This is a genomic window from Flavobacterium sp. HJSW_4, assembly GCF_042436695.1.
Taxonomy (GTDB): domain Bacteria; phylum Bacteroidota; class Bacteroidia; order Flavobacteriales; family Flavobacteriaceae; genus Flavobacterium.
Genome location: NZ_JBHNPP010000036.1, coordinates 1 through 24,568 on the forward strand (window position 1 = coordinate 1; position 24,568 = coordinate 24,568).

24 protein-coding genes are annotated in these 24,568 nt (G+C 33.5%); 15 read left to right on the plus strand and 9 right to left on the minus strand.

Annotated features, from left to right (window positions below):
• Positions 1-58 precede the first annotated feature (58 nt).
• Entirely contained in the window at positions 59-718 is a 660-nt protein-coding gene (locus tag ACE01P_RS21550) for a vancomycin high temperature exclusion protein (protein WP_379701108.1), read from the plus strand.
• Between the two features lie 91 nt (positions 719-809).
• Here ACE01P_RS21550 and ACE01P_RS21555 read toward each other — a convergent pair whose 3' ends face one another.
• Positions 810-2,072 carry a cation:proton antiporter gene (locus ACE01P_RS21555; protein ID WP_379701109.1) on the minus strand — a complete coding sequence of 421 codons (1,263 nt, stop codon included), beginning with the start codon at positions 2,070-2,072 and terminating at the stop codon, positions 810-812.
• A gap of 182 nt (positions 2,073-2,254) precedes the next feature.
• Positions 2,255-2,668 (minus strand): DUF1842 domain-containing protein, encoded by a 414-nt coding sequence (locus ACE01P_RS21560; protein WP_379701110.1) that lies wholly within the window; start codon positions 2,666-2,668, stop codon positions 2,255-2,257.
• 330 nt (positions 2,669-2,998) lie between these two features.
• Here ACE01P_RS21560 and ACE01P_RS21565 point away from each other — a divergent pair, with 330 nt between their 5' ends.
• The 5 genes from ACE01P_RS21565 (at position 2,999) to ACE01P_RS21585 (ending at position 7,487) form a co-directional block, all read left to right on the plus strand.
• A complete protein-coding gene (locus tag ACE01P_RS21565) occupies positions 2,999-3,502 on the plus strand; it encodes a GbsR/MarR family transcriptional regulator (protein WP_379701111.1) in 504 nt (167 codons plus the stop codon).
• 197 nt (positions 3,503-3,699) lie between these two features.
• On the plus strand, positions 3,700-4,776 hold the full coding sequence (locus ACE01P_RS21570) for a YqjF family protein (RefSeq protein WP_379701112.1): 1,077 nt from the start codon (positions 3,700-3,702) through the stop codon (positions 4,774-4,776).
• Positions 4,777-4,966: 190 nt separating this feature from the next.
• Complete coding sequence (locus tag ACE01P_RS21575) at positions 4,967-5,785, plus strand: hypothetical protein (protein WP_379701113.1); 819 nt, start codon at positions 4,967-4,969, stop codon at positions 5,783-5,785.
• Positions 5,786-5,910: 125 nt separating this feature from the next.
• Positions 5,911-6,819, plus strand: a complete 909-nt coding sequence (locus ACE01P_RS21580) for a TIGR01777 family oxidoreductase (protein ID WP_379701114.1) — start codon at positions 5,911-5,913, stop codon at positions 6,817-6,819.
• 212 nt (positions 6,820-7,031) lie between these two features.
• Entirely contained in the window at positions 7,032-7,487 is a 456-nt protein-coding gene (locus tag ACE01P_RS21585; protein ID WP_379701115.1) for a cell division protein, read from the plus strand.
• A gap of 1 nt (position 7,488) precedes the next feature.
• Here ACE01P_RS21585 and ACE01P_RS21590 read toward each other — a convergent pair whose 3' ends face one another.
• Entirely contained in the window at positions 7,489-8,304 is an 816-nt protein-coding gene (locus ACE01P_RS21590) for a hypothetical protein (RefSeq protein WP_379701116.1), read from the minus strand.
• Between the two features lie 197 nt (positions 8,305-8,501).
• Here ACE01P_RS21590 and gcvP point away from each other — a divergent pair, with 197 nt between their 5' ends.
• The 6 genes from gcvP to ACE01P_RS21620 all read left to right on the plus strand — a co-directional run bounded on the left by gcvP (position 8,502) and on the right by ACE01P_RS21620 (position 16,067).
• Positions 8,502-11,351 (plus strand): aminomethyl-transferring glycine dehydrogenase, encoded by a 2,850-nt coding sequence (gene gcvP, locus ACE01P_RS21595; RefSeq protein ID WP_379701117.1) that lies wholly within the window; start codon positions 8,502-8,504, stop codon positions 11,349-11,351.
• Between the two features lie 448 nt (positions 11,352-11,799).
• Entirely contained in the window at positions 11,800-12,858 is a 1,059-nt protein-coding gene (locus tag ACE01P_RS21600; protein ID WP_379701118.1) for a 3-oxoacyl-ACP synthase III family protein, read from the plus strand.
• Between the two features lie 158 nt (positions 12,859-13,016).
• A complete protein-coding gene (locus ACE01P_RS21605) occupies positions 13,017-13,544 on the plus strand; it encodes a methyltransferase (RefSeq protein WP_379701119.1) in 528 nt (175 codons plus the stop codon).
• An 87-nt stretch (positions 13,545-13,631) separates the two neighbouring features.
• Positions 13,632-14,480 carry a glycosyltransferase family 2 protein gene (locus ACE01P_RS21610; protein WP_379701120.1) on the plus strand — a complete coding sequence of 283 codons (849 nt, stop codon included), beginning with the start codon at positions 13,632-13,634 and terminating at the stop codon, positions 14,478-14,480.
• Between the two features lie 79 nt (positions 14,481-14,559).
• Positions 14,560-15,306, plus strand: a complete 747-nt coding sequence (locus tag ACE01P_RS21615) for an MlaE family ABC transporter permease (RefSeq protein ID WP_379701121.1) — start codon at positions 14,560-14,562, stop codon at positions 15,304-15,306.
• Positions 15,306-16,067: an ABC transporter ATP-binding protein gene (locus ACE01P_RS21620; protein WP_379701122.1), complete on the plus strand. Its 762-nt coding sequence runs from the start codon at positions 15,306-15,308 to the stop codon at positions 16,065-16,067. Before ACE01P_RS21615 ends, ACE01P_RS21620 begins: the two co-directional genes overlap by 1 nt.
• Positions 16,068-16,151: 84 nt before the next feature.
• Here the strand turns inward: ACE01P_RS21620 and ACE01P_RS21625 are convergent, their stop codons facing one another.
• The 5 genes from ACE01P_RS21625 to ACE01P_RS21645 all read right to left on the minus strand — a co-directional run bounded on the left by ACE01P_RS21625 (position 16,152) and on the right by ACE01P_RS21645 (position 20,126).
• Positions 16,152-16,754, minus strand: coding sequence for a SprT-like domain-containing protein (locus ACE01P_RS21625; RefSeq protein WP_379701123.1), 603 nt, complete (start codon positions 16,752-16,754; stop codon positions 16,152-16,154).
• Positions 16,755-16,773: 19 nt separating this feature from the next.
• Positions 16,774-17,142 carry a four helix bundle protein gene (locus tag ACE01P_RS21630; protein ID WP_379701124.1) on the minus strand — a complete coding sequence of 123 codons (369 nt, stop codon included), beginning with the start codon at positions 17,140-17,142 and terminating at the stop codon, positions 16,774-16,776.
• A gap of 16 nt (positions 17,143-17,158) precedes the next feature.
• Positions 17,159-17,836 carry an SDR family NAD(P)-dependent oxidoreductase gene (locus ACE01P_RS21635; protein ID WP_379701125.1) on the minus strand — a complete coding sequence of 226 codons (678 nt, stop codon included), beginning with the start codon at positions 17,834-17,836 and terminating at the stop codon, positions 17,159-17,161.
• Positions 17,837-17,871: 35 nt separating this feature from the next.
• A complete protein-coding gene (locus ACE01P_RS21640; RefSeq protein WP_379701126.1) occupies positions 17,872-18,849 on the minus strand; it encodes a M20/M25/M40 family metallo-hydrolase in 978 nt (325 codons plus the stop codon).
• A gap of 134 nt (positions 18,850-18,983) precedes the next feature.
• Positions 18,984-20,126 carry an acyl-CoA dehydrogenase gene (locus ACE01P_RS21645; RefSeq protein WP_379701127.1) on the minus strand — a complete coding sequence of 381 codons (1,143 nt, stop codon included), beginning with the start codon at positions 20,124-20,126 and terminating at the stop codon, positions 18,984-18,986.
• A 492-nt stretch (positions 20,127-20,618) separates the two neighbouring features.
• Between ACE01P_RS21645 and ACE01P_RS21650 the strand changes: the two genes are divergently transcribed.
• From ACE01P_RS21650 to ACE01P_RS21660, 3 genes are all read left to right on the plus strand, one after another.
• On the plus strand, positions 20,619-21,194 hold the full coding sequence (locus ACE01P_RS21650; RefSeq protein ID WP_379701128.1) for a chalcone isomerase family protein: 576 nt from the start codon (positions 20,619-20,621) through the stop codon (positions 21,192-21,194).
• 142 nt (positions 21,195-21,336) lie between these two features.
• On the plus strand, positions 21,337-22,563 hold the full coding sequence (locus tag ACE01P_RS21655; protein WP_379701129.1) for a Glu/Leu/Phe/Val dehydrogenase dimerization domain-containing protein: 1,227 nt from the start codon (positions 21,337-21,339) through the stop codon (positions 22,561-22,563).
• 319 nt (positions 22,564-22,882) lie between these two features.
• On the plus strand, positions 22,883-23,788 hold the full coding sequence (locus tag ACE01P_RS21660; protein WP_379701130.1) for an energy transducer TonB: 906 nt from the start codon (positions 22,883-22,885) through the stop codon (positions 23,786-23,788).
• Between the two features lie 383 nt (positions 23,789-24,171).
• Here the strand turns inward: ACE01P_RS21660 and ACE01P_RS21665 are convergent, their stop codons facing one another.
• Positions 24,172-24,567 (minus strand): biopolymer transporter ExbD, encoded by a 396-nt coding sequence (locus ACE01P_RS21665; RefSeq protein ID WP_008464192.1) that lies wholly within the window; start codon positions 24,565-24,567, stop codon positions 24,172-24,174.
• Between the last annotated feature and the right edge of the window lies 1 nt (position 24,568).

The window sequence follows — 24,568 nt, forward strand, 5'->3', positions numbered from 1 at the left end:
TTTGATTTTGTCTAGCTATCTTAGCATTTTTTGAATCTTAATCTTACAAAAATACATTTTGAAAAAATATTTTAAAATAGCCCTTTACCTTGCGATTATCGGATTGGTTGCGATTGTTTCTGTAAACTATTACGTTAAAAATTCAACCAAAAAATACATTCATTATTCTATTAAAAAATTTCCGAAGAATGATGTCGGAATTATTTTTGGAGCTGGAATTAACGGAAATCAGCCGAGCAAATATTTAAAAGATCGACTTGATGCAGGAATTATGCTATGGAAAGCAAAACGCATCAATAAAATTCTGCTTTCGGGAGATAATGGCCGCGACGAATATGATGAATTGACGGTTATGAAAAATTACTGCTATTCTCACGGGGTTGATACTACAAAGATTTTTATTGATTATGCTGGCTTTGATACTTATTCAACAATGTATCGCGCAAAACATATTTTCAAAATAAAAAAAGCCACTTTAATTTCACAAGAATATCATTTGAACCGCGCGATTTACATCGGAAACAAATTGGGAATAAAATCTGCTGGTTATTCTGCGAATCAAGGAGAATATTTAGGCTATAATTATGTTCGTTTTAGAGAATCTCTTTCGATTTGTAAATCATTTTTTGATGTTTTAAGAAATCGAGAGCCTAAATTTTTAGGAGGAGAAATTAATATTAATGGAGAATCAAATTATTCGAAAGACGATAAGCGATAAAAACAAAACCCTGCAACTTGCAGGGTTTTCAGTTTAATATCTAAAGGCAAAGAATAAAAATCTTTCTTCTTTGCTCTTTTCTCTATATTCTTTACTCTTTTTCTAGAACACGTTTTGCCAATTTTCCAACAGTCAATCCTTGCACAACAATTGAGAATAAAACCACAATATAAGTTACCTCTAAAAGTAAGTTTTTATATTCTCCTTCAGGCATAGAAAGTACAAGCGCAATAGAAACTCCGCCTCGGATTCCTCCCCAAACTAAAACCATCAAAGAACCTTTGTTATAAGCCGATTTAATTCCGAAAAATTTAAAGATATCAAAGAATTTCCACGGTAAAACGATAGAAGTCAATCTTGAAAACAGTACAATAAAAATAGCTACAAAACCTGTCAGTAATTGTTTATTCAAATCTGGAAGCAATAACAATTCGAAACCAATGAATAAGAATAAAACAGCATTTAAGATTTCGTCAATAAGTTCCCAAAACTTCCCTAGGTAATCTTTAGTAACTTCGCTCATGGCAACTTTTTTACCATAATTCCCAATAATCAATCCTGCAACAACCATCGCTAACGGACTAGAAACATGTAGCGCCTGAGCAACTAAGAACCCTCCTGTTACAATAGAAAGTGTGATTAAAACCGAAACTTTATAATCGTCGACTTTTTTCATGACTCTTGAAGCTGTAAATCCGAAAACCGCCCCTAATAAAAGTCCGCCGATTCCTTCTTTTATAAACAACCAAGTAATTGAGCTAAAAGTTGCGTCAAATGTTGGATCTGTAGCCATTTTTAGAACAACAGCAAACATTACTACCGCTACTCCATCGTTAAACAAAGATTCACCAACAATTTTAGTTTCTATTCTTTTTGGGACTTTCGCTTCTTTCAAAACCCCCAAAACCACAATCGGATCGGTTGGAGAAATTAAAGTTCCAAAAACTAAACAGAATATATAAGGTATTTTTATTCCTAAAAGTGGTGCTATATAAAAAAGAAGCATTGAAATAATTAAGGCTGATAATACGACACTTATGGTAGAATAAATCATAATTGGAACCTTTTGTTCTTTAAGATCTGAGATATTCACGTGCAATGCACCCGCAAACAACAAGAAGTTCAACATGGCTCCCATCAAGATTTCGTTGAAATCAAATTGTTTAATTAAATCAAAAAAATGTTTGGTGGTTGCAGGAAAATAAGAATCTCCCAAAAGGCGAATTCCTACTGAAACCAGCATAGCAATAATCATGATTCCGATAGTTCCCGGAAGTTTTAAAAATCTTAAATTCAAATAGGCGAAGAAAGAAGCCAGTACAATAAGTACCGAAAAAGTGTAGTATAATTCCATAAAAAGTGATTTTTACAAAAATAGCCGTATCATTATTTAATCAAAATTTCGTGGGTTGAATTAACATAACTTTATAATTAGTTTAAAGACATCTTTAAATGTAAAAGGCCGTCTGTTATGACGGCCTTTTAACTCAAAATTATAGTCAACTCAGAAAATTTAATTAATCTGAGTTATTCCTTTTATACCAACTCAGACTTTAATTCTTTTGCAGCTGCTACTGGTACATTTTCAACAGCGTGATTCCAATATGAGAAACCACCTTGACCATCCCAAGCATTGTTAATTGCTAAATTAGCATTAAATTCTGCTAAGAAAGAACCAATTCCTGGAGGCGCAACAGATTGAACATATTGTCCTTGTAAACTCACTACCTGTGTAAATTGACCAAGTCCAGTAGAAAATATTTTTCCTTTTACTTGAACCACAATGTGGCTATCTGCTCCTTGAACAGCTTGTGTAATTACTACTGTTCCTGAAACTGAATGTTGCGATGGAACAACAACTAAACTAAATGCTGCGATTGGAGCGCCTGGTGTTCCTACATTTCCGATTGTGCCTTTTGCTAAATAAGCACCTGCTAATAATTCTGACATAACTTGTTGTTTTTGGTTTCCTACTCATAAGGCTTTTCGGGTCCGCCTCGTTTTTTTTAGTGGGTTCTGCTCCACGTTTTTTGCAAAAAAATATCTCAGAATTCATTTCAGATAAGTGCTATAGGTTCATTTTCTCAAATCTAAAGTGCAGATTCGAATAGTAGGCTTAAATGGGGAATGAGAATTGAGGCTTTTTCTTACAGGAACAAAGTAAAGGATATTGTAAGAAAAAGAAATGAGTACAAATACCTGATTTAAAGAATATTCTTCTTTTTAAATTATCTTTCAATTATTTTTGAAAGTTTAAAAACTTTTGTTTACATTTGATCCATGGAATTCAAAGAAGCAAAAAATAAATTCGTTCAAACATGGGGAGCATTAGGTTCTCAATGGGGCATTAATAAAACGATGGCACAGATTCATGCTTTATTAATGGTTTCTAACGAAGCTGTTTCTATGGAAGACATTATGGAAGAATTGCAAATCTCTCGCGGAAATGCAAGTATGAACCTAAGAGCTTTAATGGATTGGGGAATTGTTTACAAAGAATTTAAAGCTGGCGAAAGAAAAGAATTCTTTACAGCAGAAAAAGATTTGGACGAGTTGGCTGTTAAAATTTCGAGAGAAAGAAGTAAAAGAGAAATCAAACCTGCTCTTAAAATCTTAAAAGAAGTTTCTACAATTGAAGCTACTGAATCTGCAGAAGAAAAACACTTTGTAGATCAAACTTCTAAGTTGTACGATTTCGTTTTAAAAGCTGATAATATGTTAGATAAAATGACTGAATTTAATGATAACTGGCTTGGAAAGTTGTTTTTAAAAATGATGAAATAAAAAATTTTAATTAAAACTTTCAATATTTTCTGAAAGTTTAAAACAATCAATAACTATGATAATACTAAAACAAATAAACCCTTTTGCTTTGCTATTTGTTTTTAATGTGGAATGATTTTTTACAAATCCTTTTGTATCACTAATTCCAAATATTACGGCAATTTATTTTTTTAGAATATTAAATACGAAAAAATACAATGACATTATTTACAATACTTCACAAAATCAATAAAGTCTTTTATTTTACCACTCTCGGGCTTTATCTTTTATTCGTATATCCTGGAATGTTATTTCAAATAGCATTGGGAATTGTGCAAATTTTAATCGGGATTATTTTATTTATAAAAAGAGAAAAGCTTAATCAATCCGATTTAAATAAAGTTAGCAACTATTGGATTTTAGTATTAGCAGCGTTTGTATTTATTGTATTCAATTTAAAATTTGGAAATGATTTAGGAAATTTCATTTTTCTTTTTCTATTTCCAATGTCAATTGCAACATATTTTTATTTCGTTACTGCAAACCTTAATTCAGATTCATTTCTAGAAGCAGAATGGAAAAATTTAGTCTTATTCAATTATGAAATTGACCCTGAGGTTTTAAAAAAATATGTTCCCACTGGAACTGAAATTGATATTTGGAATGACAAATGTTATGTAAGCTTGGTTGGATTTATGTTTGAAAACACGAAAGTTTTAGGATTGAAAGTTCCGTTTCATATCAATTTTGAAGAAGTGAATTTGAGATTTTATGTCAAACGTTTTGAAAACGGAGAATGGAAACGTGGCGTTGTTTTCATTAAAGAAATTGTTCCGAAAAAAGCAATCACTTTTATTGCCAATACTTTGTATCAAGAACATTATGAAACTCAAAAAATGAAACATGAAATCATTGAGAATAAAAACACTAATACATTTATTTATCAATGGAAAAATGACAAAAAATGGAATACAATTGAAATCGAAACTAAAAAAGATTTAAGCGAAATCGAAGTTGGTTCAGAAGCTGAATTTATTACCGAACATTATTTTGGATATACCAAAATCAACAAAAAAACAACTTTTGAATATGAAGTTACACATCCGAGATGGGAACAATTTGAAGTTTTAAATCATCGAATTGATATTGATTTCAGAAAAACTTACGGTAGCGATTTTGAATTTCTTCAAACTCAAAAACCAGCTTCTGTATTCTTAGCAAAAGGATCAAAAATTACAGTGAAAAATAAAAGAAAACTTCAACAAATTCCAGTTGAAGAAGAATTATACGCTTAACTCATTAGATTGAATTTAAATAATATTTAACACATAGAAACATAGATTTTTATCTCAAAAAGAGCACAAAAGAAACTAGTTTCCACACATAGATAAACTATGTGAATTAAAATTAGTGAAACGCCTTTTTTCTACCTTCTAAAAGCTATGTTTCTATGTGTTGAAAACATCAACCTTAAAACCTAAAATTATGAAAACGCTCGAAAACCAAACTTTGCTTTATGATGAAGATTGTCCGCTTTGCAGTTTATATACTACTGGATTTGTAAAAAGCGGTATGTTAGATCAAAACGGAAGAAAATCTTATTGCCAGTTATCTGAAGAAGAGCAAAATTTTGTGGATTTAAAACGCGCTCCAAACGAAATTGCTTTGGTCGACAATAAAACCAAAACCGTAACTTATGGAATTGATAGTTTAATCAAAGTGGTTGGTTTTTCTTTTCCTTTAATTGAAAAAATAGCAAATGCAAAGCCTATTCATTTCATTCTGAAAAAGCTTTATTCTTTTGTTTCTTATAATCGAAAAGTAATTATTCCGGGAAATATAAAAGAAGAAAACAAATTGCAATGCATTCCCGATTTCAATTATAAATATCGCCTTCTGTTTATTGGGTTTGCTTTGGCTATAACAACTTTCGTTTTATTCGGATATTCTAATTTGATTTTGAATTTTCCTAAAAGTACCATCACACGAGAACTAATTTTAGCTTTTGGACAAATTGTTTTTCAAGCTTTATTTCTTTTCAAATTGAACAAACAAACTATACTTAATTATGCAGGAAATGTAATGACGGTTTCTTTGATGGGAAGTTTAATTCTAATGCCAATTTTAATCTTAAGTCAGTTTGTTCTGCTTCCGCAAATGATAGTTTTGGGCTGGTTTGGAGTTACGGTTTTGATTATGTTTTTGGAACATTTTAGAAGAGTGAAACTTTTAAAACTTCCTTTTTATTTATCTTTCACTTGGGTTCTTTATAGAATTATTGCTCTGTTTCTAATTTTAAATTAATTAAAAAGTTTGCCACGAATTGCACCAATTTTCACGAATTAATTTTCAAAAAATTAGTGCTAATTCGTGTAATTGCTTCGCCTGTTCGCTATCGCTCGGGTCGTGGCCCAAAAAAACCTCACAACATGACTAAACTTATTATAGCAGCCGGAACTGGATTTTTAGGACAGGTTTTAGTAAATCATTTCAAAAATAAATTTGATGAAATCGTGATTCTAACTCGAGGAAAATCTCAAATAGTTGACGGAATTAAATACGTAAACTGGAATGCCAAAACATTTTCTGGTTGGGAAAAGGAATTAGAAAACGCGACAGTTTTAATAAACCTTGCTGGAAAATCTGTTGATTGTCGTTACACGAAAGAAAACAAAAAGAAGATTTTATGGTCTAGAATTGACAGTACCAAAGTCTTGAATAAAGCAGTTTTAAATTGCCAAAATCCGCCGAAACATTGGCTGAATTCATCTACGGCAACTATTTATCGTTTTTCTTTAGACAAACAAATGGATGAAATCGATGGAGAAATTGGAAATGACTTTTCTATAAATGTCGCTTTGTCTTGGGAAAAAGCATTCTTTAAAACCGAAACGTCAAAAACTTTAAAAACCGCTTTACGAACTTCTATCGTTTTAGGTAAAAATGGCGGTGCTTTAATTCCGTTAAAGACTTTAGCAAAAATTGGTTTTGGAGGAAAACAAGGAAACGGCAATCAGTTTGTAAGTTGGATTCACGAAGAAGATTTTGCTAATGCTGTTGACTTTATTATTGAAAAAGAAATGATGGGTGTTATTAATGTCGTTTCTCCTGAACCTATTCGAAACAAAGATTTCATGCAAAAACTTAGAAAAGCTGTTGGTTTTCCATTCGGAATTTCGTTGAATACTTTTCTTCTAGAAATTGGTTCTTTTTTCATTCGAACTGAAACGGAATTGGTTTTGAAAAGTAGAAATGTTATTCCAAAAAGACTTTTGGAAAATGGCTTTCAATTTAGGTTTGGGAATATGGATGAAGCTTTTGAAGAGTTGCTTCGATAAAAATCTAATAGAAATTAGTCGTTCTTTTTTGTGGCTCCGTAGGGGCAAAATATTTATAGAATATAACATAGGTTCTTTCGTTGAGCTCCAGAGGAGTGAAATATTTTTAATTAAAAATAATAAATATATCACCCCGCTGGGGCTACAATGATACCTAATCATTTTATTGCTATAAATATGTCGTCCCTCTGGGACTTAAAATAATCTGAATCATGACAACAATATACCTAAACACCAAAATAAACGCTCCAATAAAAACAGTTTTCGATGCCTCAAGAAACATCGATATTCATCAACAATCTGCAAGTCCATCAAAAGAAAAAGCAATCGCGGGAATAACTTCTGGTTTAATTAATTTAAACGAAACCGTAACTTGGCGCGGCAAACATTTTGGTTTTTATCTGACTCACAAAAGTCGAATTACCGCAATGAATCTTTATGATTATTTTGTGGACGAAATGGAAAAAGGCAAATTCAAATCTTTCAAACATGAACATTTTTTTGAAGAAAAAAATGGAATTACAATCATGAAAGACAAATTGCAATATGAAACTCCGTTTGGGATATTTGGAAGGTTATTTGATCTCTTGTTTTTGAAAAAGCATCTAACCAATTTTCTTTTGGGAAGAAATAAAGTTCTGAAAGAAGTTTCGGAGCAAACAATTTAATTTATCGAAAAAAAGCAATCATCAACCACCAAAAGATCGGAACACTTTCTACCCAAAAAGACGTATAATATCTGGAACGATTTGAATTGGCGAAAAAGATAAACAACATCAGCATTACAACCATAATCAAGTTTATAATCGCGTCATGAATGTTGAATGTCGAAATAAAAACCTCCAAAAACCAAAACGGAATCAATAACAAAAATCCTAAAAGTTTGGTCTTCTTCACTCCGATTGTCTGCGGAACAGTTTGCAAATGCGGATCATCATTGGCTAAATCTAAAATCTCAAAAACTAAAATCAGTACAAAAACCAGAATAAAACGCTGAATGCATTTGATAAAGAAATCTATCGTTGAAGGTAATTCGGCATTTATTAAAGGTAAAACCAAAGTTGCGCCAACCCAACAAAGTGCTACGATATAAATTTTTACTCCTGCCCAGTTTCTGGCATTTCTTCTATTGGGAAAAAAGGGCAAAGTATAAAGTGCAGTTATTGCAAAAATTCCGACGGAAACAAGTTGCGTAATTCTTTTTAAATGGAAGAAATAATAACCGACTAAAATCACCGAAATAAAACTCAAAACAGCAATAATTTTCAGCTGTGTTCCAATCGGATTTTTCTTGACGCGAACCAGCGCATCATATTTTACGAAATTATATCCTACAATTGTTCCAAAAAAAACAAACAACGCCATGGGCTCATCATACTGAATATGAAACACATGAAATGTAATTCGGACCAAAGCGTAACACGATAAAGCCACGTGAATACTGCTGTTTAAATAAAAATCGAAAATTTGTTTTAGAAGTTTCATATCTCAAATCTAATCATTTATTAACAAATCATATCATTAGTTAGAAATTTGATAAAAAATGAAGTTAAAAATACCTATTAAATTATTAATAATACTTAATTTTGCGCCACAAAAAAACAACACATTTACTTTTAAATGTGATTCGTAGATCAAAATGATACACGATCACATTAATTTAAAAAAATTTAGATAGCTACATGAAAACAGATGCTTTTGCTTTAAGACACATTGGTCCAAGAGAAACTGATCTTCAGCACATGCTGAAAACTATTGGAGTTGACTCAATCGAGCGACTTGTTTACGAAACCCTTCCGGACGATATTCGTTTAAAAGCACCTTTAAATTTAGATCCTGCAATGACAGAATATGAATTTGCAAATCATATTCAGGAATTAGGAAAGAAAAACAAAGTATTCAAATCATACATTGGTTTGGGTTATCACCCAACTATCGTTCCTGCTCCAATTCAGAGAAATATCTTCGAAAATCCAGGATGGTACACCGCTTACACACCTTACCAAGCAGAAATTGCTCAAGGTCGTTTAGAAGCTATTTTGAATTTCCAAACTACAGTTATCGAATTAACTGGAATGGAAATCGCTAACGCATCTTTACTTGACGAAGGAACTGCAGCGGCTGAAGCTATGGCTTTATTGTTTGACGTTCGTACTCGTGATCAAAAGAAAAACAATACACATAAATTCTTCGTTTCTGAAGAAATTTTACCACAAACTTTATCTGTACTTCAAACGCGTTCAACTCCAATCGGAATTGAATTAGTTGTTGGAAACCACGAAACATTTGATTTTTCAAATGACTTCTTCGGAGCTATTTTACAATACCCAGGAAAATACGGTCAGGTAAACGATTATAGCGCTTTTGTTGCGAAAGCAAAAGAAAACGAAATTAAAGTAGCTTTTGCAGCTGATATTTTATCATTAGCGACTTTAACCTCTCCGGGAGAAATGGGAGCTGCGGTTGTAGTTGGAACTTCACAACGTTTTGGTGTGCCAATGGGCTACGGAGGTCCTCACGCAGCATTTTTTGCAACTAAAGACGAGTACAAACGTTCTATGCCAGGTCGTATCATTGGAGTTTCTGTTGATGCAAACGGGAACCGCGCTTTACGTATGGCTTTAGGAACTCGTGAGCAACACATCAAACGTGAAAAAGCGACTTCTAACATTTGTACTGCTCAAGTTTTATTAGCAGTTATGGCTGGAATGTACGCGGTTTACCATGGACCAGAAGGTTTGAAATATATTGCAAACAAAGTTCATGCATCGGCGGTAACTACTGCTGAGGCTTTAAATAAAATTGGAGTTTCTCAAGTTAACTCGGCTTACTTTGATACAATCTTAGTAAAAGCAGACGCTCAAAAAGTAAAAGCTGTTGCTGAGAAAAACGAAGTAAACTTCTTCTATGTTGATGCTGATACGATTTCTATTTCGTTAAACGAAACAACTTCAGTTAACGACATCAATCAAATCGTTGCAATTTTTGCTGAAGCTTTAGGAAAAGAAACCGTTTCTGTTTCTGAACTAACTGAGGCTAGTCAATTACCAGCTTCATTAGAAAGAACTTCTTCTTTCTTAACACATGATGTTTTCAACAACCATCATTCAGAAAGCCAATTGATGCGTTACATCAAAAAATTAGAGCGTAAAGATTTATCATTGAATCACTCGATGATTTCGTTAGGTTCTTGTACAATGAAATTGAACGCAGCTTCTGAAATGTTGCCTTTATCAATGCCAAACTGGAACAGCATTCACCCGTTTGCACCAGTTGAGCAAGCGCAAGGTTACATTACAATGCTTAAAAAATTAGAAGAGCAATTAAATGTTATCACTGGTTTTGCTGGAACAACTTTACAGCCAAACTCTGGAGCGCAAGGAGAATATGCTGGTTTAATGGCAATTCGTGCTTACCACATGTCAAGAAACGAAGGTCACCGTAATGTATGTTTGATTCCTTCATCAGCTCACGGAACAAATCCTGCTTCTGCAGCGATGGCGGGAATGAAAATCATTGTTACGAAAACTACTCCAGAAGGAAATATTGACGTAGAAGATTTAAGAGAAAAAGCGATTGAACACAAAGATGACTTGTCTTGTTTAATGGTAACTTATCCATCTACTCACGGAGTTTTTGAATCTTCAATTATCGAAATCACAAAATTAATCCACGAAAACGGCGGATTAGTATATATGGATGGTGCAAACATGAACGCGCAAGTTGGATTAACAAATCCTGCTACAATTGGCGCTGACGTTTGTCACTTAAACTTACACAAAACTTTCGCTATTCCTCACGGTGGTGGTGGACCTGGTGTTGGACCAATTTGTGTGAACGAAAAATTAGTACCGTTTTTACCAACTAACCCAATCTTAAAAGTTGGTGGTGAACAAGCAATTACAGCTATTTCATCAGCACCTTACGGATCTGCTTTAGTATGTTTAATCTCTTATGGTTACATCACAATGATGGGTGCTGAAGGATTAAAAAGCGCTACTGAGCACGCAATCTTGAATGCAAACTACATGAAATCTCGTTTCGAAGGACACTACCCAATTCTTTATACAGGAGAATGTGGAAGAGCTGCTCACGAAATGATTTTAGATTGCCGTGCATTTAAAGAAAACGGAATCGAAGTTGGTGATATCGCAAAACGTTTAATGGATTATGGTTTCCACGCTCCAACGGTTTCTTTCCCAGTTGCTGGAACTTTAATGATCGAGCCTACAGAATCTGAAGATTTAGCAGAATTAGATCGTTTTTGTGATGCACTTATCTCAATCAGAAAAGAGATCGAAGCTGCAACAGCTGATGATAAAAACAATGTATTGAAAAATGCACCTCATACATTAGCAATGTTAACTACAGATGCTTGGGATTTCCCTTATACAAGAGAAAAAGCGGCTTATCCATTAGATTACATCGCTGAAAACAAATTCTGGCCATCTGTTCGTCGTGTTGATGATGCTTACGGTGACAGAAATTTAGTTTGTAGCTGTGCTCCTATCGAAGCTTACATGGAAAGCTAAAAAATAGTTTTTCTAAATATATTTCAAACCCGACAGATTTTAAAAGTTTGTCGGGTTTTATTTTTTGTTTCAGGTTTCAGGTTTCAGGTTATGTAGGCAACTTGAAACCTGAAACTTGAAACTTTTTTTAAACTTCGATAGCTTGCTCCTATCCCTCACGCGATCAAGGCTATAAAGAAGATTCGGATTTATAAAAACATAACTTTTTGTTAGATTTATGTGAAATTATTTTCTTAAAACAATAATTTTGACCAAATTTAATATTTCAAAAAACCAGCTTCAATCGTTTGAAATCTAGGAAATATTAAAAAATCATTAGAAAAAATACAATATATCAACTTAAAAATCGTTTTTTCATAATTATATGCATGCATACTATTTTTTATGATAGTTATCATAATATTATTTATACATTAGCGCTAAATTTATCGGATAATTAAAGGGAAAAATGAAAATAAAAATTATTGGTATTGGAAGTTACATTCCTAACCTCGAAGTTAAGAACACAGATTTTGACAAACATGTTTTTTTAAATGAAGATGGAACTCCATTTGGTTACCCGAACGAAGTCGTTATTAAAAAATTTAAAGGCATTACCGGAATTCAAAACCGTCGTTATGCTGAACCTCAATATAATTCTTCTGATTTAGCATTTTTTGCTGCACAAAAAGCAATCGCAAATGCAGGAATCGATGCTGAAACTTTAGACTACATTATTTTCGCTCATAATTTTGGTGATGTAAAAGTAGGGACGCATCAAACTGATGTTTTACCAAGTTTAGCAACCAGAGTTAAAAACAAATTAGGAATTAAAAATCCTAAATGTGTGGCGTACGATATTCTTTTTGGATGCCCAGGCTGGATTGAAGGCGTGCTTCAAGCCAATGCTTTTATCAAATCTGGAATGGCAAAAAGAGTTATGGTAATTGGAGCTGAAACTTTATCAAGAGTTGTTGATGATCACGATCGTGATTCTATGATTTATTCTGATGGAGCTGGAGTTTCAATTTTAGAAGCATCAACTGATGAAGCTGGATTATTATCTTACGAAAGCGCTACTTATGCCAATGATGAAGCGAATTATCTTTTCTTCGGAAAATCGTACAATCCAGATTTAGATCCAGACATTAAATACATTAAAATGTATGGCCGTAAAATCTATGAATTTGCTTTAAACAATGTTCCGTGCGCTATGAAAAGTTGCTTAGATAAAAGCGGAATTGCAATTGACGAAGTGAAAAAAATCTTGATTCACCAAGCAAACGAAAAAATGGATGAAGCAATTATCGAGCGTTTTTACAAACTTTACGATAAAACGGCTCCTAAAGACATTATGCCAATGAGCATTCATGACTTAGGAAATAGCAGTGTTGCGACAGTTCCTACTTTATTCGATTTGATTTTACAAGGAAAAATAGAAAACCAAGAAATCAACAAAGGCGATGTTTTAATTTTTGCTTCAGTTGGAGCGGGGATGAATATTAACGCTTTTGTTTACCGTTACTAGTCACAGTTTTCAGTGGCAGTATTCAGCTTTTTGCGTCTGAAAACTGAGACCGAAAACCGAAAACTTAAAAAAAGTCCGTACCAAAAGGTGCGGACTTTTTTAGTATATTTGCGACCTAATTAAAATCAAGAACGAGAGATTGTTCGTTCGCTTTAACTATGTACGAAAAAACGTTTCCGAATAAAAGATTCAAACTTACCTTAGAGTTTTTACAAAAGCACGTTAGCACATCAGAAACCATTTTTGATTTTGGAGTTCCAAATCCGTTTTCTAAAATAATGGAAGAAAATGGCTATACTGTAAAAAACACAAAAGGCGAAGATTTAGACAACGATCAAACGGCTTTACAAACAGAAGATTATACTGTTTTTACTGCATTTGAAATTTTCGAACATTTGCTAAATCCATACACTATTTTACAAAACGTAAAATGTGATAAATTACTAATTTCAATTCCGTTACGTTTATGGTTTTCGCCAGCATACCGTTCTAAAACAGATATGTGGGACAGACATTACCATGAGTTTGAAGACTGGCAATTGGATTGGCTTTTAGAAAAAACAGGCTGGAAAATCACAGACCGCTTGCAATTTACACATCCTGTAAAAAAGTTTGGATTAAGACCTTTATTGAGATATTTCACTCCAAGATATTACATTGTTGTAGCTGAAAAAGTTAAGATCTAAGATTTTTGATTAACGATTTTTGATTTATGATTTTAAAAAGCGGGAAAACCAATGTGAAATCTAAAATTTAAAATCTAAAATTTTCATATGAAATATTACATCGTCATTCCTGCACATAATGAGCAAGACTTGATTGGTCTGACTTTACAATCTTTGGTAACTCAAACTGTTTTACCAACAAAAGTTGTGGTTGTAAATGACAATTCAACTGATAAAACAGAAGAAGTTGTTTTAAGTTTTGCAAAAGAGAATCCGTACATTTCGGTTGTAAACAAAACTTCGGATGCCATTCACATGCCGGGAAGTAAAGTAATTCAGGCTTTTCAAAAAGGTTTTGAGACTTTAGATTCAAATTACGACATCATTGTAAAAATTGACGGCGATTTGATTTTTCCACCTAATTATTTCGAAACCATTATCAAACATTTCGAATCAAATTCCAGAATCGGAATGGCTGGCGGATTTTGCTACATCGACAAAAATGGCGAATGGGTTTTAGAAAATCTTACCGATAAAGATCATATTCGAGGAGCATTAAAAGCATACAGAAAAGAAACTTTTCAGCAAATTGGCGGTTTAAGACCTGCAATGGGCTGGGACACGGTTGACGAATTACTTTGTAAATATTACGATTGGAAAATTGTAACCGACCAATCCTTACATGTAAAACACTTAAAACCAACAGGAGCAAATTATAACAAAACAGCTCGTTACAAACAAGGCGAAGCTTTTTATACTTTAGGATATGGTTTTTGGATCACTGCAATTGCATCTGCAAAACTGGCGATGATGAAAAAGAAACCATTCTTATTTTTAGATTATATAAGAGGATTTTGGAAAGCCAAAAAAGCCAAAACGCCTTTATTAGTTACACCAGAACAGGCTAAATTTATTCGAAACTATCGTTTCAAAAAAATGAAAGAAAAGTTAATTTGATTGACAAACCGGCCGAAAAACCGGAACTCATAACCCAAAACTCATAACTTATTTTTACCTTAGCCAATATTTAAAAATTATGATGCTAATTCGTTATTTATCCCAAATCGGGAAATATTTTTTAATGCTGAAAGAAATTTTCAATAAACAGACCAAATGGCCTGTTATGAAAAAATTGATTTTCAAAGAAATTGACGATTTAATTATTGACTCTCTTGGAATTGTCTGTTTTATCTCTTTCTTCATCGGAGGAGTTGTTGCCATTCAGACAGCATTAAATTTAACCAATCCTTTAATTCCAAAATATTTAATTGGTTTTGCTACACGTCAATCTGTGGTTTTGGAGTTTGCTCCTACTTTTATTTCGGTAATTATGGCCGGAAAAATGGGATCTTACATTACTTCAAGTATCGGAACAATGCGCGTTACAGAACAAATTGATGCTTTAGAAGTTATGGGGGTTAACTCAGTAAACTATCTTGTTTTTCCAAAAATTATAGCTTTATTAATGTACCCTTTCGTAATCGGAATCAGTATGTTTTTAGGAATTTTTGGTGGATGGCTTGCTTGTGCTTACGGAGGATTTTCAACTGGTGCAGATTTTATTATGGGAGCTCAGAAAGATTTCATTCCTTTCCATATTACTTATGCTTTTATCAAAACTTTAATCTTTGCAATGTTATTGGCAACAATTCCGTCTTTTCACGGATATTACATGAAAGGTGGAGCATTAGAAGTTGGTAAGGCAAGTACAACATCATTTGTTTGGACATCTGTTACTATTATTCTTCTAAATTATATATTAACTCAATTATTACTAGGATAATGATAGAAGTAAAAAATATAGAAAAATCATTTGGTGACAGCAAAGTTTTAAAAGGCGTTTCAACGGTTTTTGAAACTGGAAAAACCAACTTGATTATTGGACAAAGTGGATCTGGAAAAACGGTTTTATTAAAAACGTTATTAGGAATTCACACCCCAGACGCAGGAACAATCGAGTTTGACGGAAGAGTTTATTCTGATTTAGACAAAGATGAAAAACGTGAATTGCGAACTGAAATCGGAATGGTATTTCAAGGCAGCGCATTGTTTGACTCTATGACTGTTGAAGAAAATGTAGCTTTTCCATTGAGAATGTTTACCAATAATACTAAGTCACAAATCAAAGAACGCGTTGATTTTGTTCTAGAAAGAGTAAATCTAGTTGACGCTCATAAAAAATTGCCTTCTGAGATTTCTGGAGGTATGCAAAAACGTGTTGCTATTGCTCGTGCCATTGTAAATAATCCAAAGTATTTGTTTTGTGATGAACCTAACTCAGGTTTGGATCCGAATACTTCGACTTTGATTGACAACTTAATTCAGGAAATTACAAAAGAATACAACATTACAACCGTAATTAATACTCACGACATGAACTCTGTAATGGAAATCGGTGAGAATATTGTATTCCTAAAGAAAGGCCTTAAAGCTTGGCAAGGAACGAAAGAAGAAATCTTTACAACCGACAATGAAGCGGTCGTTAAATTTGTTTATTCTTCAAACCTTTTCAAGAAAGTAAGAGAAGCTTATTTAAAAGGCTAAAAGTCTTTAAAATTTAAATATTAAAAATCCCAAACTCCAAAGTTTACGACAATTGGAATTTGGGATTTTTTATTGGATTTTCTTTTAGTGAACATTGATCAGCTCAACTTCCGCATTCGGATTAAAAAGATATGTTTTTCCGGAGCTTATTTCGATGCATTCAAAACGTTTGGTACGAACGGCCAATTTCTTGAAAACTTTTCCGTTTTTGATCCTAAAAACACTTCCGTAGGGAATTTCAAAAACATAGTTCTTATCATTATCCTTGTCATATTGTTTTAAAGCCAAAGATAAAGTCGTATCGGTATCACTACTCGCAGATGGATTCTTGAAATGTCTAGCCAACAAAGGCAATATTTGTCCCGGAAATATTTCAGGCCGAATAAAAGGAACCATTAAACGCTGAAAAGTAAATTTCCATTCATTCCCATGTGGTTTGATATTTCGCCCAAACTTTTCAAAAGCAACCAAATGTGCAATTTCATGAATCAGCGTAATTAAAAACCGATACTTATTCAAACTTGCGTTAACCGTAATTTCATGCTTCCCACTTGGTCCTCTCCTATAATCGCCGTGACGCGTCTGACGCTCGTTTACAATTTTCAAATGAACCTGATTGGTCACTATCAAATCAAAAACGGGCTTAACAGCATGCTCGGGAATGTATTTAGCTAAAGTGTCGCTCAAAATAATTATAAATTATGAGTTATGAATTATGAGTTATAAGTTTCTTTTTGGATGTAATTATTATACTTCTTATAATTTTCAACACCTCATTACATTGCTGATGAATTGAATCAAATTCAATAACAGAAATATATTTTGTTTCTTTTAAAATTTCAAGCCAATACATTGATTCATCGCATTCTTTTTGAGCGATTGACAATTTATGTATAAAATCAGGTTTACTTTGCGCATTAACTGCCTCTCTAACATTCGCACCGACCGAAGTAACGGAACGCAAAAATTGTTTACTAATTACGAATTCTTTCTTTTCTGATACAAACCATTTATAAAAATTAACTCCTCTAACAGCTAACTCAAAACTTTTGCTTTTCACAATACTCTCACTCATAACTAATAATTAATTTTTACGGATTCGTTGAAGAAACTTCTAAAACTTTTCCGTTAAAATATTTATTGCCGTTAAGCGTGAAATCATAAATGTAAGTTGCCATTCCTTCAGCAGAAATTGGCGCTTGATATCCTGGGAAAGCTTCATTCAGCATTTCGGTTTGAACAGAACCCAAAGCCAGAACATTAAACGAAATTCCTTTTTCTTTATATTCTTCCGCTAATAATTCAGTCAACGTAATTACAGCTCCTTTACTTGAACTATAAGCCGCTAATCCAGCAAATTTCAAACTTCCTCGAACTCCGCCAATTGAACTAATCGTAACAACATGACTTCCTTTTTCTAAATACGGAATACAAATGCGAGTTAAATTAGCAACTGCAAAAACATTCACTTTATAAATATTTTCAAAATCTGCCTGCGTAGTTTCTCCAAAAGGTTTTAAAAGTAAAGCACCAGCATTGTGAACCACTGCATCAACTTTTTTCCATGTAGAAGAAAGAAAACTTTCAACTTCACTTAAAGCCGATTCATCTGCCAAATCAACAGACAGACAAGTTACGTTTTGATGTTGCAATAAAGTTTGCGGTATTTTTCTGGAAATGGCCAAAACTTGATGGCCAGCTTCAGCAAATTTCAAGGCTAGCTCATAACCAATTCCTCTGCTTGTTCCTGTAACGATAATATTTTTCATGTCGCAAAAATAATCAAATGCTGTAAAACAGCCTCTTATTTGTTCATGGTTATTTCTTGAGTTGGAGAAACCGCAATTTTCGTCACGGCAGGCAATAATCCTTGTGTGAATGCCGTGATGTGCGGAATATCCATTAATTTAAATTCGTCTGAAACATGGTGATAGTAATCAAAATTTTCGAAATCAAAAGTACTTAGAGATTGACATGGTTTTTTGAAAGCATCATAAAACGAGTAATTATCAGAACGGTAAAACAATTTATATTCTGCTTCTTTTGGCAAAAATCCGATGGTATTTTTTCCTGTGTATTCGTTTATTTTTTGGGCCATATTCGATTTATCAAAACCAGTAATATAAGCTAAGAAATCTCTTTTCATCGGAACGCCAATCATTTCAATATTCAATTGGGTATAAAGATTGAAATTTTGTTTTTTCAATTTCTCCACCAAACTTTTAGAACCCAACAATCCTTTTTCTTCGCCAGCAAAAAAGACAACCAATATACTACGCTTGTTCGCTTTAGTCTGGCTAAAATATTTTGCCATCGCAGCAACAGAAGTCACACCCGAAGCATCATCATTTGCACCATTATTAATTTTATCAGCCTGATCTTTCGCCTCGATACCAATATGATCATAATGTGCGCTCAAAACCACAAACTCTTTTTTAAGCTCAGGATCTGTTCCTTCTATCATCCCAACAATATTAAAAGCTGGAGAATCAAAATTGGTCAACGTATCTCTGTAAGTTTTAAAATACGGTTTGATTTTATTTTTCTTCAAAAAATCTTCCAAGAAAACCGCTGCTTTTTCAATTCCTTTAGTTCCTGTTTCGCGCCCTTCCATTTCATCGGAAGAAAGATATTTTAGAAAATCTGAGATTTCAGTTTCTTTTACTTTATAGCTAACTGTTATTGGTTTTGAATCTGATTTTACTTCGCCCTCATTTTTCGTTGAAGTTCCCGATTTACAAGCCAAAAAAATAATTGGAAGCAAAAAATATAGCTTTCTCATGATTTGTGTTTTTATTGATGATTTAAAATAAAAATTAATTGGACTATAAACTTATGAAAAGTAATAGAATATTCATAAAAAAACCCTTCGAACTAAAAGTCAAAAGGGTTTTCAAATCTATTTATAACCTAATTTTATCCAGCGATAACTGCTCTTGAAATTACGATTTTCTGAATTTCAGAAGTTCCTTCGTAAATCTGAGTGATTTTTGCGTCACGCATTAAACGCTCCACATGGTATTCTTTCACATATCCGTTACCTCCGTGAATTTGAACCGCTTCAACTGAAGTATCCATTGCAACTTGCGAAGCAAAAAGTTTCGCCATTGCACCACTCACATCATAATTTTTATGTTGATCTTTATCCCAAGCTGCTTTCATACATAAATGGCGAGCCGCCTCAATGTTCACAGCCATGTCTGCCAATTTGAAGGCGATTGCTTGATGATTGCAGATTTCTGTTCCGAAAGCTTTTCTTTCTTTAGAATATTTTAAAGCCAATTCATAAGCTCCAGAAGCAATTCCTAAAGCTTGAGATGCGATTCCGATTCTACCGCCCGCAAGAGTTTTCATTGCAAATTTAAATCCGAAACCATCCTCACCGATTCTGTTTTCTTTTGGAACTTTCACATCAGAAAACATCAAAGAGTGTGTATCAGAACCACGGATTCCCATTTTTTGTTCTTTCGGCCCAACAGAAAAACCTGGCATATCTTTCGTCATAATCAAAGCATTGATTCCTTTGTGCTTTAATTCCGGATGTGTTTGTGCAATTACTAAATATACAGAAGCAGTATTTCCGTTTGTAATCCAGTTTTTTGTACCATTAACTAAATAATGATCTCCCATATCAATCGCAGTTGTTTTTTGCGAAGTTGCATCACTTCCAGCTTCAGGCTCACTCAAACAGAATGCACCGTGAATTTCTCCAGAAGCTAAACCTGGAAGATATTTTTGTTTTTGTTCTTCTGTTCCATATTCTTGCAATCCCCAACAAACTAATGAATTGTTTACCGACATTACAACAGAAGCAGAAGCATCTATTTTAGAAATTTCTTCCATTGCAATAACATAAGAAATAGCGTCTAACCCACTTCCTCCGTATTTAGGATCAACCATCATTCCCATAAATCCAAGCTCACCCATTTTTTTGACTTGCTCAGTTGGAAAAATTTGTTTTTCGTCACGTTCAATAACTCCCGGCAATAATTCATTTTGAGCAAAATCTCTTGCTGCCTGCTGAATCATTAAATGTTCTTCGGTTAGATTAAAATCCATAGTAGTATACTTTAAATGTTTTTTCAGCTAAAATTAAAAACAGAATTTCAGCTTGATGGTTTTATGTTTTTTGTGATTTTTCGGATGCCCTTAATTTTTAATCCAAAGGCTTCCAAAGATACTTTTTAAATGTTTAAATTACAATGCGCGCATACAAAATTAATAGATCAGCAAAGATTACGATAACGTTTTCGTTATTATTTAGCTTTTTTTTCAAAAGAGCATCAATTTAGCAACAAATTTTCTAAAATTTAAGATTCAAATTGCGCTAAAATTTTCAATTTAATTAAAAAATTGATCTTAATTAAAAGAGAAAAATATTAAACAATTCTTAAAACGAGTAAAACTACGTAAAGTTAGTCTTACTAAATTGATTTTTAATGTAATACAAAAACCAAACATGAAATATTGAATAAAAAAACATTGTCAATATGAACTAAATATTAATAAATTACCATTATTTTTGCCTTAAAAATAAAAATTTGATAGAATATGAAAAAGATTTTACTTTTACTGACAGTCCTGTTTAGCTTCCAGTTTTCGACTGTTTCTGCTCAAACTCAAATTGAAGTTAATGGGGTAAGCGTACCAAGAAAAATAGATTTTCAAGGGAAACCATTACAATTAAATGGTGCCGGCGGAAGATCTAAAATGTGGTTAGAAGTTTACGTTCAGGCATTGTATTTATCTCAACTTGCTCAAGATCCTCAATTCATCATAGACAGCGATACTGAAATGGCTGTTAGAATTGAAATCACTTCTTCGATGGTTTCTTCTAGCAAACTAACAAAAGCTATGAATACAGGTTTTGAAAAATCTGCAGGAGCAAATCTTGAAGAATTACGCCCTAGAATTGAACAGCTAAAAAGTTTTTTAAGTGATGCAATTACAGAAAAGGATGTTTTTATTTTAGCATACAATCCTTTAGATCAAAATGTTTACGTTTCTAAAAATGAAGTTTTGAAAGGAAAAATCCCTGGATTTGATTTCAAAAAAGCATTATTCGGAATCTGGCTTTCAGACAAACCAGTTGACGAAACTTTGAAAAAACATTTATTAGGACAATAATTCTTAATTTTCTGAATATTCAAAAAGCCGAAAACCAAATAGTTTTCGGCTTTTCTTTTTTGTTTTATAAATTTGATGCAAAATACATTATTCACATTATTCTATTTTATACATTTACGCAAAATAAACATATCACAACAAAATGAAAGATTTATTACAACAATTTGAAAACAAAGCACCTGAAATTGTTTTCAATTGGAAAGATTCAGAAACAGAAGCCGAAGGGTGGACTGTTATTAATTCACTTCGTGGAGGAGCTGCGGGTGGAGGAACAAGAATGAGAAAAGGCTTAGACATGAACGAAGTTTTGTCTTTGGCTAAAACTATGGAAGTTAAATTCTCAGTTTCTGGTCCTGCAATTGGAGGAGCTAAATCTGGAATTAACTTTGATCCAAACGATCCTCGCAAAAAAGGTGTTTTGCAACGTTGGTACAAAGCCGTTTCTCCGTTATTGAAAAGCTACTATGGAACTGGAGGGGATTTGAATGTTGATGAGATTCATGAAGTTATTCCAATGACAGAAGAATGTGGTGTTTGGCATCCGCAAGAAGGAGTTTTCAACGGACACTTTAGACCAACAGACGCTGACAAAATCAATAGAATTGGTCAATTGCGCCAAGGTGTAATTAAGGTTATCGAAAACCCAAAATTCTCGCCAGACGTAACTAGAAAATATACGGTTGCCGATATGATTACGGGTTATGGTGTTGCAGAAGCTGTTCGTCATTTCTATACAACTTACGGCGGAGACATTAAAGGTAAAAAAGCAATCGTGCAAGGTTTTGGAAACGTTGGTTCTGCTGCAGCTTTTTATTTAGCTGAAATGGGAGCAAAAGTAATCGGAATTATTGATCGCGATGGCGGATTAATTAAAGAAGAAGGATTTTCTTTTGAAGAAATTAGAACTTTGTTTTTAAATAAAGACGGAAACAAATTGGTTGCTGATAATATGATTCCATTTGAAGAAATCAATTCTAAAATCTGGACAATTGGCGCTGAGATTTTCACACCTTGCGCAGCTTCAAGATTGGTGACTCAAGCTCAAATTGACAGCTTAATCGCAAACGGATTGGAAGTTATTTCATGCGGTGCGAATGTTCCTTTTGCTGATAAAGAAATTTTCTTTGGTTCTATTATGGAGCAAGTGGATCAAAAAGTAAGTTTGATCCCTGACTTTATTTCAAACTGCGGAATGGCGAGAGTTTTTGCTTATTTCATGGAGAAAAAAGTTCAGATGACAGATGAGGCGATTTTTAATGATACATCAGAAACGATTAAAAATGCTATTGTAAAAGCTCATGCTTTAAGTCAATCAAAAACAAATATTAGTGCAACTGCTTTTGAAATTGCTTTGAAACAGTTGGTGTAATTATAAAAACATTAAATTCTAAATGAGTCAAATTAATTTTTGGCTCATTTTTTTTACCGCAAATATATTTTACCGCAAAGCACGCAAAGATTTACGCAAAGTACGCTGGTTTATTTCTCGCAAAGTCGCGAAGTCGCAAAGTTTTTCTCTTTTAAGTTTCTCTGCGTCTTCGCGACTTTGCGAGATTTAAAAACAAACCTCTTTGCGAACCTTGCGTAAATCTTTGCGTGCTTAGCGGTTAAATTCTCTCTTTCATTCTAAACAATTTTTACTACTTTTAAACGTTTTTAAAATAATACATTTCAAAATTCAGAATTCAATGAGTTTCACTATTTCTTCAGATAAAAAGAAATCATTATTAATTACTACTGCAATATATGTGGTGATCATTGCATTGCTGTTTTTTATACGTTTTTGGCCTCCTTACAATCCCGAAAACAACGTCGCTCTTGCTGATGGCGGAGGTGGCGGCGGAGGCGTAACAGTAAACTTTGGAGATAGTGATTTAGGTTCTGGAGCCAATTATAAAAGTGAAGTTCTGGATGTGAAAAACAATGTAAAACAAGCGCCTGCAAAAGCAACTCACGAAGAAGAAGCTATCATTTCTCAAGAAAATACAACTGCGGATAACGACGTTGTTATTCCGACGAAAGAAAAACCTAAAAAACCTGTTCCTGTTGAGAAACCTGTGCAAAAACCTGTACCAGAAAAACCAAAAGTTTCTAACTCAACAAACGATGCTTTAGCAAGCATTATGAAAGGTTCTAATAAAGGTGGTGACGGAGATGATAAAGCAGCTGGAAATAAAGGAAAATCGAACGGAAGTTTAAACTCTAACGGTTATTACGGAAGTGGCGGTTCTGGCGGAGGAACTGGAGGCGGTAACGGAACTGGAAATGGTATTGGTACCGGAAGCGGTTACGGAGCTGGAAGCGGTGGCGGTTCTGGCGGTGGATCTGGATATTCTTTAGGAAACAGAAAAGCGCTTTCTAAACCTGCCCCAAAATATACTTGCAATGAAGAAGGAAAAGTTGTTGTTGAAGTAAGTGTTGATCAAAACGGAAAAACAATAAGCGCAACTCCTGGAATAAAAGGAACTACAAATACTGCAAAATGTTTATTAGATCAAGCAAGAATTGCAGCAATGAATACAAAATGGGAATCTGATAGTGATGCTCCTGCCAAACAAGTTGGAAAAATTATTTACAATTTTAGTTTGGATTAAAAATTATAGAATCAATAAAAGGCTTTCAGAAATCTGAAAGCCTTTTTTGTTGGTTTTGCTTCCAATCACTCACTTTACCTAGTTTGTCATTTCGACGAAGGAGAAATCTCCGCAAGTAATTCCGCAACGAAATTCCAATCTTTGTAGAGCTTCTCGTGGAGATTTCTCCTTCGTCGAAATGACAAGATTGTGGCTAATTTTCTATTATGATCGCTTCATTCCTCGCAATGATCTAGATTACGTTTGCACGCGTGAGGGATAGGAGCTAGCTACCGAAGTAGCGCTCCCGATAGCTATCGGGGCGACCGCAATAAAAAAATGGGCGTATCAACGTTTTGCTGATTGGCCCATTTTTTTATTGTGGTCACGCCCTAATTATAAATCTATTTCGGGCTTGTGGCAATTACAAATTTCAAATTGTTCTTCACTCCTATTTGCAGAACATCTACTAAGTCTTGAACTTGTAGGTTAAACGGAATTCGAACTACAACAGTTTGCTCTTTATCTGTTCCTATTTTTGACATTAAACTCGTTTCTAGATTTTCGAAATCTACTTCTTGTTTGTCAATGTAGAACTTTTTATCTTCTGTAACCGATAAACTTATTAGCTGTTTATTGGTTTTTTCATTCGCTTTAGCTTTTGGCAAAGTCATCTTAATCACATTCGGATTTGCCAGTGTTGAGATAATTAAGAAAAACAACAGCAGGAAAAACATAATGTCACTTAAAGATGAAGTCGCAACTTCCGCGTGAAATCTTCTTTTTCTTTTAATAGACATG